Origin of the sequence: Herminiimonas arsenitoxidans (assembly GCF_900130075.1) — a bacterium.
GTDB classification, from domain to species: domain Bacteria; phylum Pseudomonadota; class Gammaproteobacteria; order Burkholderiales; family Burkholderiaceae_D; genus Oxalicibacterium; species Oxalicibacterium arsenitoxidans.
The window spans coordinates 2009641-2025145 of the sequence record NZ_LT671418.1; the positions used below are offsets into that span (position 1 = coordinate 2009641).

15 protein-coding genes and 1 riboswitch are annotated in these 15505 nt (G+C 50.2%); of the genes, 2 read left to right on the plus strand and 13 right to left on the minus strand.

All coding sequences use genetic code 11. The features are described 5' to 3' along the window. Nucleotides 1-382 precede the first annotated feature (382 nt). The 4 genes from BQ6873_RS09440 to sucC all read right to left on the minus strand — a co-directional run bounded on the left by BQ6873_RS09440 (nt 383) and on the right by sucC (nt 4419). On the minus strand, nt 383-1393 hold the full coding sequence (locus tag BQ6873_RS09440; protein ID WP_076592419.1) for a 2-dehydropantoate 2-reductase: 1011 nt from the start codon (nt 1391-1393) through the stop codon (nt 383-385). Nucleotides 1394-1412: 19 nt separating this feature from the next. Continuing rightward, nucleotides 1413-2180: a fumarylacetoacetate hydrolase family protein gene (locus BQ6873_RS09445; protein WP_076592420.1), complete on the minus strand. Its 768-nt coding sequence runs from the start codon at nt 2178-2180 to the stop codon at nt 1413-1415. Between the two features lie 194 nt (nt 2181-2374). Next, nucleotides 2375-3250 carry a succinate--CoA ligase subunit alpha gene (sucD, locus tag BQ6873_RS09450; RefSeq protein ID WP_076592421.1) on the minus strand — a complete coding sequence of 292 codons (876 nt, stop codon included), beginning with the start codon at nt 3248-3250 and terminating at the stop codon, nt 2375-2377. Nucleotides 3251-3252: 2 nt separating this feature from the next. After that, a complete protein-coding gene (gene sucC, locus BQ6873_RS09455) occupies nt 3253-4419 on the minus strand; it encodes an ADP-forming succinate--CoA ligase subunit beta (protein ID WP_076592422.1) in 1167 nt (388 codons plus the stop codon). Between sucC and BQ6873_RS09460 the strand changes: the two genes are divergently transcribed. Next, a complete protein-coding gene (locus tag BQ6873_RS09460; RefSeq protein WP_076592423.1) occupies nt 4418-4606 on the plus strand; it encodes a hypothetical protein in 189 nt (62 codons plus the stop codon). The two genes, sucC and BQ6873_RS09460, sit on opposite strands and share 2 nt — an antisense overlap. A gap of 223 nt (nt 4607-4829) precedes the next feature. Here the strand turns inward: BQ6873_RS09460 and BQ6873_RS09465 are convergent, their stop codons facing one another. Continuing rightward, nucleotides 4830-5162: an HAD family hydrolase gene (locus tag BQ6873_RS09465; protein WP_076592424.1), complete on the minus strand. Its 333-nt coding sequence runs from the start codon at nt 5160-5162 to the stop codon at nt 4830-4832. 144 nt (nt 5163-5306) lie between these two features. Between BQ6873_RS09465 and BQ6873_RS09470 the strand changes: the two genes are divergently transcribed. After that, entirely contained in the window at nt 5307-6287 is a 981-nt protein-coding gene (locus BQ6873_RS09470; protein WP_076592425.1) for a LysR family transcriptional regulator, read from the plus strand. Between the two features lie 83 nt (nt 6288-6370). On the opposite strand, the gene BQ6873_RS09475 is transcribed toward BQ6873_RS09470, so the two are convergent. The 8 genes from BQ6873_RS09475 to hyi all read right to left on the minus strand — a co-directional run bounded on the left by BQ6873_RS09475 (nt 6371) and on the right by hyi (nt 15505). Further along, on the minus strand, nt 6371-7348 hold the full coding sequence (locus BQ6873_RS09475) for an NAD(P)H-quinone oxidoreductase (RefSeq protein WP_076592426.1): 978 nt from the start codon (nt 7346-7348) through the stop codon (nt 6371-6373). Nucleotides 7349-7462: 114 nt separating this feature from the next. Then, complete coding sequence (locus tag BQ6873_RS09480; protein ID WP_076592427.1) at nt 7463-8260, minus strand: thiazole synthase; 798 nt, start codon at nt 8258-8260, stop codon at nt 7463-7465. Nucleotides 8261-8346: 86 nt separating this feature from the next. Further along, nucleotides 8347-8562: a sulfur carrier protein ThiS gene (gene thiS / locus BQ6873_RS09485; RefSeq protein ID WP_076592428.1), complete on the minus strand. Its 216-nt coding sequence runs from the start codon at nt 8560-8562 to the stop codon at nt 8347-8349. Continuing rightward, the gene (gene thiC, locus BQ6873_RS09490; protein WP_076592429.1) at nt 8562-10475 is read right to left on the minus strand and encodes a phosphomethylpyrimidine synthase ThiC; all 1914 of its coding nucleotides are present in this window, start codon (nt 10473-10475) and stop codon (nt 8562-8564) included. The genes thiS and thiC overlap by 1 nt, the downstream gene beginning before the upstream one ends. A gap of 112 nt (nt 10476-10587) precedes the next feature. Continuing rightward, nucleotides 10588-10695: riboswitch (TPP riboswitch) on the minus strand. Nucleotides 10696-10881: 186 nt separating this feature from the next. Further along, nucleotides 10882-12300: a pyruvate kinase gene (gene pyk / locus BQ6873_RS09495; RefSeq protein ID WP_076592430.1), complete on the minus strand. Its 1419-nt coding sequence runs from the start codon at nt 12298-12300 to the stop codon at nt 10882-10884. A gap of 75 nt (nt 12301-12375) precedes the next feature. Then, complete coding sequence (locus BQ6873_RS09500; RefSeq protein WP_076592431.1) at nt 12376-13641, minus strand: glycerate kinase type-2 family protein; 1266 nt, start codon at nt 13639-13641, stop codon at nt 12376-12378. A gap of 85 nt (nt 13642-13726) precedes the next feature. Continuing rightward, the gene (gene glxR / locus BQ6873_RS09505) at nt 13727-14614 is read right to left on the minus strand and encodes a 2-hydroxy-3-oxopropionate reductase (RefSeq protein ID WP_076592432.1); all 888 of its coding nucleotides are present in this window, start codon (nt 14612-14614) and stop codon (nt 13727-13729) included. A gap of 111 nt (nt 14615-14725) precedes the next feature. Next, nucleotides 14726-15505, minus strand: a complete 780-nt coding sequence (gene hyi, locus BQ6873_RS09510) for a hydroxypyruvate isomerase (RefSeq protein ID WP_076592433.1) — start codon at nt 15503-15505, stop codon at nt 14726-14728.

Genomic DNA, 15505 nt, shown 5'->3' on the forward strand with positions numbered 1-15505 from the left:
TCGAATCCTGCTTTACATCAGTGTGCCATTCTTAAGAAACAAAGTGGGAAAAAATTTCACTACGTATTTATACGTAGTCACGTCATTTAAATATTTTTCAATCGCAAAACAAAAATCGAATATCAATCCTTGATTCTCTTTAAATGATCACATTAGATAATCTGATTTTGCGAGAGCTGCTGAACACTTTCCTTGATGAAGGTTAAGAATTAACATTATTTACATCAATGACATCAAGATCAACGCACGCTAATCGAGCATAGATCATCAATTTATATTTGGCTGCGCACCATAATCACGCATCCCTGACACATTAAAAAAGCCCATGAAGACTTTTAAATCTTCATGGGCTCATCATGCTTCAGACGCTAATACCGCTGAATTAAGCGACTTTTTGCAGTTTGACCTGCCCAGTCTCTTCATTCATGGTCTTCGCCAGCAACTTGACCAATGCGAACACTGTATCAATGTGCGGTGTCGGTGTTTCAGTCAAACGACCGAGTTCTGCAACTGAACCGACCAATGCATCGATCTCAGGATCGCGGCCGGCTTCGACGTCTTGCAACATCGATGTTTTGTGCTTGCCTACTTTTTCAGCACCAGCGATACGCTTCTCGAGTGTGACGCGGAATTCGATGCCGAGTTTGTGTGCAATAGTTTGCGCTTCAGTCATCATCGCAGCAGCAAGTTCACGTGACAGTGGGAACTGGCAGATGTCTTGCAGAGTCGAGTGCGACAACGCGCTGATTGGATTGAAGGTCAGATTGCCCCACAACTTGAGCCAGATTTCCGAACGGATGTTATCCAGCACTGGCGATTTGAAGCCAGCATTGGTGAAGCATTCCGAAACGCGCGTTGCACGTTCGCTGATCGAACCATCGAGTTCGCCGATAGGGAAACGATCACCTTCAATGTGCTTGATCACGCCTGGAGCGATCAGTTCCGATGCTGGGTACACAACGCAACCGAGTACACGGTCAGCAGGAATCTTGGAAGTGATCTTGCCTGTTGGGTCTACGCTTTCTACGCGTGTACCTGCCAGCTTGCCGCCATGCTTGTGGAAGTACCAGAAAGGAATACCGTTTTGCATCGTGACGATGACGGTGTCCGGTCCGATCAGTTTTGGCAAATCATCAGCGATCGCTTCAAGTTGATGCGCTTTCATTGCCAGAACGATGATGTCTTGATGACCAGCTTCGTCGTAGTTGTTGGTTGCTTTGACGTTAGATGCGATGTGTTCTGAACCGTCGTGCATGATCAGCTTGGCGCCGTTCTTGCGGATGGTTTCCAGATTCGCGCCACGGACGATGAAAGTGACATCTTCACCGGCCAATGCCAACTTAACGCCAACATAACCGCCGATTGCTCCTGCTCCAATAATTGCAATTTTCATACTCTAGACCTCGCCACTATTATTTAAAATCATTTGTGAGCTTGCCGATGCCAGCAATCTCAACTTCCACGACGCTACCTGGCTTCATCGAGCCGACACCTACCGAGGTGCCGCACAAGATGATGTCGCCTGGGAACAGCGTCATATCGGCGGAAATCATGCTTACCAATTGCTGCGTGGAGAAACGCATATCGCTAATTGGATAGTTTTGACGAACATCGCCGTTCAGAACAGTTTTAACAACCAGTGTGGTTGGATCCAGATCGGTTGCAATTGTTGGGCCAAATGGGCAGAAGGTATCCAGACCTTTTGCGCGCACCCATTGTGCAAACGATTCATCGCGATTCAAGATGGTCGCAACGGTAACGTCGTTTGCTACGGTGTAACCAAAGACATAGTCCATCGCGTCCGCTTCCGACACTGCCTTGGCAGTTTTGCCGATAACGATACCGAGTTCACCTTCAAAGACGACTTTGTCATCTGTAGGCGGCTTCTGGATGGTTTCACCTGGGTTCAGATAGGAATTTGGTGCCTTGATCAGGTACAGCGGCTCTTTCGGGTCTGCCAGATTCAGTTTCTTCGCCAATTCATGGAAGTTGTTCCACATCGCGATGATTTTGGTTGGCTGTGCCGGCATCAACACTTTGACGTCGTTGATATTCAACACTGTGTCAGTCTTGACTGGATTAGCAAACATATCGCCGGTATGGACTTGAATGTTATCGCCTTCAAGCGTGCCGAATTGTGTGTTACCTGCGTGACTAAAGCGTACCCAACGTTGTGACATTTTTTACTCTCTCAAGATTTAAAAACTTGTACTGTTACTTCCAGGCAGACCTGCGCGAACTTGCGCTCTAGCGCGGTCACATCCCGGCGTGCGCAATAGGCGCACATGCATGTAGTAACTATCTCTACAGAAAACACCGTGTATTTCCTGTAGAGATAACACTCCCCATGCATGGGGAGTGTCGGAACTTCTTATTACAGAACCGATTTCAGCAAACGGCCCATTTCAGCTGGATTGCGTGTGACTTTGATACCGCACGCTTCCATCACAGCCAATTTCTCTTGCGCTGTACCTTTGCCGCCAGAGATGATCGCACCGGCGTGGCCCATGCGTTTGCCTTCTGGTGCAGTAACGCCAGCGATGAAACCGATAACTGGTTTCTTCATGTTGTCTTTGATCCAGCGTGCGCAGGTTTCTTCTGCATCGCCACCGATTTCACCAACCATGATGACTGCATCAGTATCAGGATCGTCATTGAACATGCGCAGCACGTCAATGTGCTTCAAGCCGCTGACTGGATCGCCACCGATACCAACCACGGTCGATTGACCGAGGCCGAATTCAGCCAATTGACCAGCTGCTTCATAGGTCAACGTACCCGAACGCGAAACGACGCCGATGCGACCTTTCTTGTGGATGTGACCTGGCATGATGCCGATCTTGATTTCGTCTGGCGTAATCAAGCCTGGGCAGTTCGGTCCGAGCAGCAAGGTTTTTTTGCCTTCCATGCGTGCTTTGGTACGAATCATGTCGCGCACTGGAATGCCTTCAGTGATGCAAATCACCAGATCGATGCCAGCATCAACTGCCTCGTCGATTGCTGCTGCAGCGAACGGAGGCGGAACGTAAATAACCGAAACGGTTGCGCCTGTTTCTGCTTTCGCTTCAGCGACGGATGCGTAAATAGGTACGCCTTCAAACGATTCGCCAGGTTTCTTTGGGTTCACGCCAGCAACGAAACAGTTTTTACCGTTTGCGTATTCGATACACATTCTGGTGTGGAACTGACCTGTTTTACCGGTGATGCCTTGGGTGATAACTTTAGTATCTTTATTGATCAGGATTGACATGCTTATTTCCCCTGTGCTGCGTTGACGACTTTTTCAGCCGCTTCAGCCATGTTGTTTGCAGTGATGATAGGAAGACCTGACTCAGCCAGAATCTTCTTGCCCAGTTCTTCATTGGTGCCCGCCATGCGAACAACCAGTGGAACTGTCAAATCAACCTGCTTCGCTGCTGCGATCACGCCTTGTGCGATCACGTCGCACTTCATGATGCCGCCGAAGATGTTAACCAGAATCGCTTTGATGTCTGGGTTCTTCAACATGATCTTGAATGCTTCAGTCACTTTCTCAGTCGTAGCACCACCACCTACGTCGAGGAAGTTGGCTGGCGAACCGCCGTACAATTTGATGACGTCCATCGTTGCCATTGCCAAACCTGCGCCGTTAACCAAGCAACCAATGTTGCCGTCGAGCGAGATGTAGGTCAGGTCGAATTTCGATGCTTCGATTTCAGCTGGATCTTCTTCGTCCAGATCGCGCATTTCAACGATTTCTGGATGACGATACATTGCGTTCGAATCGAAATTGAATTTCGCATCGAGTGCAACGATACGGTCGTCGCCAGTGACGATCAATGGATTGATCTCAGCCAGCGATGCATCGGTTTCGTCGAATGCTTTGTACAAGCCTTGCATGAATGCGCGCGCTTGTGGAACCGAGCCTTCAGGTACGCCGATTTTGCGGGCGATGTCATCAGCCTCGCTATCGAGCAAACCCTTGACTGGGTCGATGAATACCTTGTGGATTTTTTCAGGAGTGTGTTCAGCAACGTGCTCGATGTCCATGCCGCCTTCGCTGGATGCCATCAAGGCAACGCGTTGGCTACCACGATCAACCACCATACCGACGTACAGTTCTTTCTTGATGTCCGCGCCTTCTTCGATCAGCAGACGTTTTACCAAACGGCCTTCAGGACCGGTTTGGTGTGTTACCAGTGTCATGCCGAGAATGTCGTTCGCGTATTTGCGTACTTCATCAAGCGATTTTGCAACTTTAACGCCGCCGCCTTTGCCGCGACCACCAGCGTGAATCTGTGCTTTCACAACCCAGACTTTGCCACCGAGTTTTTCGGCAGCTTGTACAGCTTCATCTACGGAAAAACAGGGGAAACCTTTTGGTGTCGTAACACCGTACTTACGCAGTACTTCTTTTCCTTGATACTCGTGGATATTCATGATTGTCCTTATTGAAAATCAATTTTTGGCAGCGAACCGCTACGATAATTTTACTTTGCTTAAATCCACGCAAAAACCGTTGATACTCCCAGCAAAAAAGCTGCTCATTTCAACTGTTGCAAAACCGAATAAAACGGTGACGTGGATTGTCCGAGAAGCGTATCTCGATATCCTTGACCACGGTTAAGATTCGATGCTTGTCGCAGCTTAATCGACTGTACTTATGCAAAAAACGATTAAGAAATAGCGAACAAGCGAACAACATTTCGCATCAGATACAACTAGAGGGAGTGAGCTGCAAATTTGACGCGGCGCAACATCGAACCGATAGGTTGATGTACACAGTCAAATCGCCTAGCATCCACTGCGATTGCGGTCAGGTCATGACACAATCTACAAGAATGCCGTGCTCAAACGCCTACTTCACCCCGCTGAAATTCAGCCCAATTCACCGAGCGTGTTACGCGGGTTCCGGAGGCAGTCATGGTTTCATAGCAGCGTGCTTTGGCGGCTTGTATAGCTTCAATCAGGAAATCGGCTTCATACACTTTCAAAAGATGCGCTTGGCATGTATTCAAATAATGTTGAAGACGGTTACGGCCACCTGTTATGACGGTAAGATCATCGTCGGTGTTCGCATCCCAGTACCAGCTCAAGCCAAGTTCATAAAACGCCGCGTTATAGGCGTTACGATGCAAATCTGCGGCATCATCAGCATATTGATTCAACGCGACCTTGAGCATAGTAATTCTCCTGTATGTACTTTTGGTACTTATTTGGTGTTTTTTCAAACTTAAATGCATCTTAGGGCTAAAAAATGATTAGGAATAGTTAAAGTATTTGATCATAATGATTCCTTTTAGCTTATACATCGAGTACTACACCCTATGAAGAACGCAACACTCCGGCAACTGAAGGTTTTTGAGACTGTTGCCCGCCATTTGAGCTTCTCTCGTGCTGCGGAAGAACTGCATTTGACACAGCCGGCGGTTTCCACCCAGGTCAAGAAGCTGGAGGAGCACGCAGGGCTTGCTCTGTTCGAGCAGCTAGGTAAGAAAATCTATCTGACGCCGGGCGGCGCAGAACTGTTGCACTACAGTCGCAGCATCATCCAGCAGTTCCAGGAAGCGGAAGATGCGATGACGCAATTCAAGGGCATCACCGGCGGTAAATTGAACGTGGCCGTGATCAGCGCAGGCGATTACTTCTTCCCCCGCCTGTTGGTTGAATTTGCGCGCAGTCATCAGGGTGTGACACTGAATCTGTCTGTACACAATCGCGAAGGTCTGTTGAATCAGATGACCAGCAATCTGACCGACATTGCAATTATGGTGCGCCCACCCACCGATATGGATACGATCAACGAGGCTTTTGCTCCTCACCCTTATGTGATCGTGGCAGCGCCTGACCATCCTCTGGTATCGCAAAAAAATATCCCGATGAGTACGCTCATGCATGAACCCTTTGTCGTCCGGGAAAAAGGTTCGGATACCTGGCATTCGATGGAGGACGGATTCGGTGATCGCATCAACGACCTCAATATCGCGATGGAAATCCGCAGTACCGAGACCATCAAACAGGCGGTGATTGCCGGCATGGGTATCAGCTTCCTATCAGCGCACACCATCAGTCTGGAATTGCAGGCCGGTAGTCTGGCCGTATTGGATGTCGAAGGTTTCCCAGTCATGTTGAACTGGTATATCGTGCATCGGAAAAACAAACGCCTGCCGCCTGTCGCGCAAGCGTTTAAAAACTTCCTGCTGACCGAAGGACCAGAATTGATCGAGCGCCTCATCCGTTACAGCCCAAGACCTGGACAGCAATTAAGTAATTTCCCCGTCAAGTCACTGCCGAAAAACAAAAAGTGATGTAACGAATATGGCGTACCACAATTGAAAAAGCCCGCTAGTCCAACAAGACTAGCGGGCTTTTTTATCGTATTAACTTGAACTTACACCTTCAAGATAATTTTACCGATGTGCGTGCTGCTTTCCATCAAGGCATGCGCTTGCGCTGCTTCTTCCAGCGGGAAAGTTTGATAGATCACAGGCTTGATCTTGCCAGTTTCAATCAAAGGCCAGACACGTTCACGCAACTGCTTCGCAATCGCCGCTTTGAAGGCAACTGGACGCGGACGCAAAGTCGAACCGGTAATCGTCAAACGACGCAACAGAATTTGACCCAGGCTTACTTCCGCCTTGTTGCCACCCAACAGGGCGATAAAGACCAAGCGTCCATCATCGGCGAGACAACGGATTTCGCGTGGTACATAATCGCCACCGACCATATCGAGAATGACGTCCACGCCCTTGCCACCGGTCGCTGCCTTGACGATTTCAACGAAATCTTCCGTCTTGTAATTGATACCGCGCTCAGCACCCATCACTTCACAAGCGCGGGCTTTGTCATCGCTACCAGCCGTTGCGAAAACACGGTGTCCGAGTGCCGTTGCGATTTGGATAGCCGTGACGCCAATACCGGATGTGCCGCCCTGCACCAACAATGTTTCATCGCCGCTCAAACCGACGCGATCAAAGACGTTGCTCCACACAGTGAAAAAGGTTTCTGGCAAAGATGCCGCTTCAACAGCATCCAGACCTTTTGGAATCGGCAAGCATTGCTCAATAGGTGCCGTGCAATATTCGGCGTAACCACCGCCCTGTGCCAACGCACAAATCATGTCGCCGATTTTAAAATCACTACCGGAGAGATCACCACCGACGATTTCGCCAGCGACTTCCAGACCTGGCAAATCCGATGCACCTTTAGGAACTGGATAGTTACCAGTACGCTGCAACACGTCAGGACGGTTGATACCGGCTGCGTGCACCTTGATCAGTACCTCGCCAGCCTTAGGTTCGGGCATCGGGCGCTCGCAGAGCTTCAATACATCTGGTGGGCCTGGCTGAGTAATCTCGATTGCGCGCATGGTAAATCCTTTAATGTGATGACGTTGAAGGCAGCAAGGATATTCGATAATCCATTTATCTGCCAATCAACTCAGCATTCCGCACAATTCCCGCGCAACACGTTCTTGTTCTTCTTACACCACGCGACCAGCCATCGGCGACGATGGGGATGCGGCGAATTTGCGGGCGATACGACCAGCCAGGTAGGCATTGCGACCTGCATCAATACCGAGTTTCATTGCATGCGCCATACGCACCGGATCTTGCGCACCGGCAATCGCGGTATTCATCAAGACGCCATCGCAACCCAATTCCATGGCGATCGCAGCATCGGAAGCAGTGCCTACGCCGGCATCGACGATGACCGGGACTTTGCTTTGTTCGATGATGAGCGACAGATTCCATGGATTGAGGATACCCATGCCGGAACCGATCAACGAAGCCAGCGGCATGATGGCGGCACAGCCAATGTCTTCCAGCATACGAGCTTGTATCGGATCATCGCTGCAGTAGACCATGACGTCAAAACCATCTTTGACCAGCGTTTCGGCTGCTTTCAGAGTTTCCGGCATGTTCGGGAACAGGGTCTTTTCATCGCCGAGGACTTCGAGTTTGCACAGCTTATGGCCGCCGAGAATTTCACGGCCGAGTTGCAAGGTGTACACCGCATCAGCAGCGTTGTAGCAACCGGCCGAGTTCGGCAACAAGGTGTATTCAGATGGCGGCAAGACATCGAGCAGGCTCGGTGCATTTGGGTCCTGGCCGATATTGACGCGACGGATCGCGACGGTGACGATTTGTGCACCGCTTGCTTCGCTGGCGGCGCGGGTTTGTTCGAGGTCTTTGTATTTACCGCTGCCTACCAACAGGCGAGAGCGATAGGTGGTGCCGGCGATCGTCAGTTGGTCGTCGGAGAAGATAGAGGTAGTCATGGATAGTCCTGTTTCTTTGATATACAAAATAAATACGCAACAAACACACAAGGCAGCTTGTGGCTGCCCTGTGTTTGCTTCAATGTTCAGCCACCGCCAATTGCGCGCACCACATCAACGCGATCAGCAGCTTGCAACTGTCGCTGCTGCCACTGACTACGTGGCACGATTTCGCGATTGATGGCAACGGCAACTGCTTTGCCGGATAGTGACAAATCAGCGATCAACTCTTCAACGTTCTTGCACGTTGCGAGTTGATGGCTAGCGCCATTGAGTTCTATCGTTATTTCAATATTGCTCATTACTGTTTTTGATAAATTTCAGAGCCGCTTTTTACGAACTCTATCGACTTCACTTCCATACCTTTTTTCAAAGCTTGAATTTCAGTGATGCCTTGTTGCGCTGCATATTCGCGCACTTCCTGCGTGATTTTCATCGAGCAGAAGTGCGGACCACACATCGAGCAGAAGTGCGCAACTTTAGCGGAGTCCTTAGGCAAAGTTTCATCATGGAATTCACGCGCCTTGTCCGGATCAAGACCGATGTTGAATTGATCGTCCCAACGGAATTCGAAACGCGCTTTCGACAAGGCGTTGTCGCGTATCTGCGCACCGATATGACCTTTGGCCAAATCGGCAGCATGGGCGGCAATCTTGTACGTGATGATGCCGTCCTTGACGTCGACCTTGTTCGGCAAGCCTAGATGTTCTTTCGGCGTGACGTAGCACAGCATTGCCGTGCCGTACCAACCGATTTGCGCAGCGCCGATACCTGACGTGATGTGGTCATAACCTGGTGCGATATCGGTCGTCAATGGTCCTAGCGTGTAGAACGGTGCTTCGTGGCACTGCTCCAGTTGCAGGTCCATGTTTTCCTTGATCAAGTGCATAGGTACATGACCAGGACCTTCGATCATGACTTGCACGTCATGCTTCCATGCGATCTGCGTCAGCTCGCCCAGTGTCTTCAATTCGCCGAGTTGCGCTTCATCGTTGGCATCATAGATCGAACCTGGACGCAAACCGTCGCCGAGCGAGAACGACACGTCATAGGCTTTCATGATTTCGCAAATGTCTTCGAAATGCTCGTACAGGAAAGATTCTTTGTGATGCGCGAGACACCATTTCGCCATGATGGAACCACCGCGTGACACGATGCCTGTCATGCGCTTCGCAGTCATCGGCACATAGCGCAACAACACGCCGGCGTGGATGGTGAAGTAATCAACACCCTGCTCGGCTTGCTCGATCAATGTGTCACGGAAAATTTCCCATGTCAGATCTTCTGCCTTGCCGTTCACTTTTTCCAGCGCCTGATAAATAGGCACGGTACCGATAGGTACAGGTGAATTGCGAATGATCCACTCACGCGTTTCATGTATGTGTTTGCCGGTCGATAAATCCATCACGTTGTCGCCGCCCCAACGTATCGCCCACGTCATTTTCTCTACTTCTTCTCCGATCGAAGAAGTGACTGCCGAGTTGCCGATATTGGCGTTGATTTTGACCAGGAAATTACGACCGATGATCATCGGTTCGATTTCAGGATGGTTGATGTTGGCCGGGATAATGGCGCGACCCCGCGCGATTTCGCTACGTACGAATTCAGCAGTGATCTCTTGCGGGATCGCAGCACCAAACGATTGGCCCGGATGTTGACGCCCCATCAGCTCGGCGAGCTTTTCACCTTTTGGTCCGGAGTGTTTCAACTCTTCCAGATAGGCGCGACGATTCATGTTTTCACGGATCGCGACGAATTCCATTTCCGGCGTGATGATGCCCTGACGTGCGTAATGCATTTGCGACACGTTTTTGCCGGCAAGTGCACGACGCGGTTTGCGATGCAGATTGAAACGCAACTCAGCCAACTTAGGATCGTTCAAACGCTCGATGCCGTATTCAGATGTTGGGCCGGCTAGTTCTTCGGTGTCATTGCGCTCCAGTATCCACGGCAGGCGTGGTGTGTCGAGGCCGGAACGGATATCGATCTTTGCTTCCGGATCGGTGTATGGACCGGACGTATCGTAGACATAGATCGCCGGATTTTTTTCGAAACCGAACGATGCTGCGGTATCGGATTGTGTGATCTTGCGCATAGGCACGCGTATATCAGGACGCGAACCTTGAATATAAACTTTGGTGGAATTTGGTAATGGTTGGATCGCTGCTTCATCTACCGTGGCGGTAGCGGACAGAAATTTCGGATTGGCATTCATTTTGGCTCCTTGGCTAACTTCAAATTGGCTTGGAGCCAGCTCAGGAGGTTTCGAAAACATATACCGTATCAGCTTGGACATCGATGAATACAATTCGAATGCCGGATGCAATACACGTTCTCGGTAGCTTCCCTTCGCTGGCATTATCCAGATCAGGTTCAAGGGTTTTTCTCACCCGGCAAATGCGGAACGCATCTACCTAGGACCCCTAGCTTTTTACTTCTACAACAGGTGAATCAAACTACGAATCGTAGTCTATGCCATAAAACGACTATGTCAATTGACCCCCGTCAGATTTTTACATCTGACATGAATGGGTTACTGCGATGCAACGCAATACCCCATTCATGTCAGTTCTGAAAAATGGCAAACATGCCATCTTTCAGAAACTGTATTACTTCAAATATTACTTAACCGTTGCGATGTGCAACAGATTGGTCGTACCAGATTCGCCGAATGGTAAGCCAGCCGAGATAGCGATGTAATCACCTTTCTTGGCAAAACCTTCATGCACGGCGGCCGCCACTGCTTCGCTGACCATGTCATCAACAGACTTAACATCCTTGCCGCCAACGATCGAGTGGATACCCCAGACCCATGCCAAACGACGTGCGGTCTTCAGTTCTGGTGTGATGCTCAGGATCGACGTGGTCGGACGTACACGCGCAGCGCTCATGCTGGTGCTACCAGATTTTGTGTATGTCACAGTAGCGACAGCTTTGATCGCAGCCGTGGTGTCACGCAAGGCGTTGCAGATTGCATCTTCCGCTGTTGGACGTGGTGTCACTTGCTGTGCATCGAGCAGTGTGCGGTAGACCGGATCGCTTTCCACTTCTTTGATGATGCTGTCCATCATTTGAACAGCGCGAACAGGGTTCTTGCCGCTGGCCGATTCCGCGGACAACATCACGGCATCTGCGCCTTCGTAAATGGCGTTGGCAACGTCCGATGCTTCTGCACGGGTTGGCATAGGCGATTCGGTCATCGATTCCAACATATGTGTTGCAACGATAGTTGGACGGCCGTATTTACGCGATACACGGATGATTTCTTTCTGAGCGCGCGGCACTTGCGAGATCGGCAGTTCAACACCCAGATCACCACGAGCAACCATGACGGAGTCAGAAGCTTTACAGATCGCATCGATGTCGAGCATTGCTGCTGGTTTTTCGATCTTCGATTGAATCAGAGCGCGGTCGCCGATGATCTTGCGCGCGTCTTCGATATCGGAAACTTGTTGCACGAACGACAGAGCTACCCAGTCCACACCCAACGACAAGGCAAATTCCAGATCAACCAGATCTTTCGGTGTCATTGCAGGGATAGGCAGAATTGCGTCTGGCACGTTGACGCCTTTGCGGTTCGAAATCTTGCCGCCTGTAGTCACACGTGTGACGATGCGGTCACCCGAGTTGCTTTCGATCGAAACACGGATTTTGCCGTCATCGAACAACAGGTTTTGACCAGCTTTGACAACCGCGAACAGCTCAGGATGTGGCAGGTAAACGCGTGTTGCATCACCTGGAGTCTGATCGCGGTCGAGCACGAATTCCGAACCTTCAGTCAATACAGCGGAATCGCCATTGAAGGTACCCAGACGAATCTTCGGACCTTGCAGATCGCAGAGGATGGCAACTGGACGGCCGTATTTGGTTTCCAGGCTACGCACGATTTCGTGACGTGCGCGGTGATCTTCGTGCGAACCATGGCTGAAGTTGAAGCGGAACATGTCCACGCCAGCTTCAAACAATGCGCTGATGGTTTCCATATCACCACTTGCTGGGCCCAGGGTAGCAACGATTTTTGCTTTACGATTACGTCTCATGACAGATCTTCTTCTTAAATGAAAAATGAAAAATGAATTTCGCTGCGACTAGGAGCAGACGCAGCGAACAATAAATTACAAAATCAGGATTGCGCGGAAGTCGTTCACGTTGGTACGTGTCGGACCGCTGACGATCAGGTCACCGAGTGCGCTGAAGAAGCCATAGCCGTCGTTATTTTCCAGCATGGCTTTGGCGTTCAAGCCTTGCTCGGTAGCACGCGTCCATGAGTCAGGTTGATAGATGGCGCCGGCGTTATCTTCGGAGCCATCAATACCATCGGTATCACATGCCAATGCGTGAATACCAGCCGTACCCTGCAGGGACACTGCCAAGCTCAACAGGAACTCAGCATTGCGGCCACCACGACCTTTACCGCGCACGGTGACGGTAGTTTCGCCGCCCGACAGGATGACGCATGGCTTGGCGAATGGCTGACCATACTTCGCAACCTGTTTTGCCAATGCAGCGTGCACCATGCCGACGTCGCGCGATTCGCCTTCGAGATCGTTGGACAAAATGTATGGTGTGATACCAAGCTCGCGTGCCTTGGCAGCCGCAGCTTCCAGCGCATGTTGCGCGGTTGCCATGACGTGATGTTCATTGCGTGCAAAACGTGCATCACCTGGTTTTGGTGTTTCGCCAGCGCCGGATTCCAGATGCTTCAAAATATTATCTGGAATTTCGATTTTGTATTTTTTCAGAATCGCGAGTGATTCTGCGCAGGTAGTTGGATCTGGCAGAGTTGGACCGCTAGCGATCACACCAGGATCGTCGCCAGGTACGTCGGAGATCAACAATGTGATGACACGTGCAGGTGCACATGCCAAGGCCAAACGACCACCTTTGATTGCGGACAAATGCTTGCGCACGCAATTCATTTCAGAAATCGTGGCACCGCTTTTCAGCAATGCTTTATTCAATGCTTGTTTTTGTTCCAGTGAGATGCCTTCACCCGGCAAACTCAACAAGGCGGAGCCGCCGCCTGTGATCAGGCATAACACCAGATCATCTTCAGTCAAACCTTGGACCAGTTCCAGCATGCGACCTGCAGCTGCGCGGCCTGCTTCATCCGGGACCGGATGCGCGGCTTCCACAACTTCGATCTGTTTGCAGTCAGCGCCGTGACCATAACGCGTCACGATCAAGCCTTCCACTTTGCCTGGCCACGTATCTTCAACAACCTTGGCCATTGCGGCCGCACCTTTACCGGCACCGATCACCAGCGTACGACCTTTGGCAGATTGCTTGGGCAAATAGGCAGGCATACATTTCTGTGCGCTCACAGCCTCTACTGCGGTGGCATACAGGTCATTCAAAAACTGACGTGGGTCTATCGACATGGGCGAGATACTTTTTAAAAATTTGAATCAAACCGACATCGCACATCGATGCGATGTCGGCTGCAGTACAAACGTCGTTGACGAATTACGCCTTAGCGATTTCGTGGTTCGACATGATTTCGATCGCGCGGCACAGTGCCGAGTGATCCAGACCGCTCATGCCGTTTGCTGCGCATGAATTCATCAGTTCTTGAGTTGCCGCAGTGTTAGGCAAGGAAACGCCCATTGCTTTCGCACCTTGCAATGCCAGGTTCAAATCTTTCTGATGCAATTCGATACGGAAGCCTGGGTTGAAGGTACGTTTAACCATACGCTCGCCGTGTACTTCCAAGATACGGGAGTTAGCGAAACCACCCATCAATGCTTGACGAACTTTTGCAGGATCTGCACCAGCTTTCGAAGCGAACAACAGAGCTTCAGCAACAGCTTGGATGTTCAATGCAACGATGATTTGGTTAGCAACTTTGGTGGTTTGACCATCGCCGTTACCGCCAACCAGAGTGATGTTTTTGCCCATCAATTCGAACAATGGCTTAACGGTTGCAAATGCTGCTTCCGAACCGCCGATCATGATGGTCAACGATGCTGCTTTAGCACCGACTTCGCCACCAGATACTGGTGCATCCAGGTATTCGCAACCCAGAGCGTTGATTTTTTTCGCGAATTCTTTAGTAGCGATAGGCGAGATCGAGCTCATGTCGACAACGATTTTGCCTTTCGACAAACCAGCTGCAACGCCGTTTTCGCTGAACAGAACTGCATCCACGTGCGGGGTATCCGGCACCATGGTGATGATGATGTCTGCATTTTTAGCGACTTCAGCACCCGATGCGCAAACAGTTGCGCCACCATCGACTAATTCTTGTGCTGGTGCTTTTTGATCATGCAAAAACAGTTGGTGACCACCCTTTTGCAGGTTCAGCGCCATTGGTGCGCCCATGATACCCAAACCAATAAATCCAACTTTTGCCATGACTGACTCCTGATTATTTAAGTGTATTAACTGCGGTGTATTAACTACATACTCAGTAAAAATACTAAGCGGCCCGATGTCGGACCGCTCAGTATGCTTAGAGACGCTACATTATAAGCCGTGCGCTGCGCGCCAGCCCAATCCTTCTACCGTACCAGCCTTAGGCTTGTACTCACAACCGATCCAACCTTTGTAACCGATTTCATCCAGGAACTTGAACAGGTAGGTGTAGTTGATTTCACCTGTACCTGGTTCAAAACGGCCTGGATTATCTGCCAGTTGCAGATGAGGAATAACCGCGAGGTTGTTCTTCATCGTGTTCGCCAATTCACCTTCCATGCGTTGCATGTGATAGATGTCGTATTGGAAGAACAAGTTGTCCGAACCGACTTTGGCAATGATGTCCAGAGTCTGTTTGGTACCGGTCAAGAAGAAGCCAGGGATATCGAATGTGTTGATCGCTTCGATCAACAATGGGATACCTTCTGCTTTCAATTTAGCAGCTGCATATTTCAAGTTGGCAACCAGAGTTGCTTCTGCTTGTTCATGCGTTACGCCAGCAGGCACGATACCGGACAGGATATTGACCTGTTTGGTGCCGAGCACTTTGACGTATTCAATTGCTTTGTCCACACCAGCTTTGAATTCTTCTACACGATCTGGATGGCAAGCGATACCGCGCTCACCACCAGCCCAGTTACCGGCTGGCAGATTGTGCAAAACCATTTCCAGATTGTTCTCTTTCAATTTCGCTGCGACATCAGCCGCAGGGAAATCGTATGGAAACAAGAATTCAACGCCTTTGAAGCCATTCTTTGCAGCTTGTTCAAAGCGGTCCATGAATGGAACCTCGTTGAACAGCATCGTCAGATTAGCAGCAAGTTTCGTCAT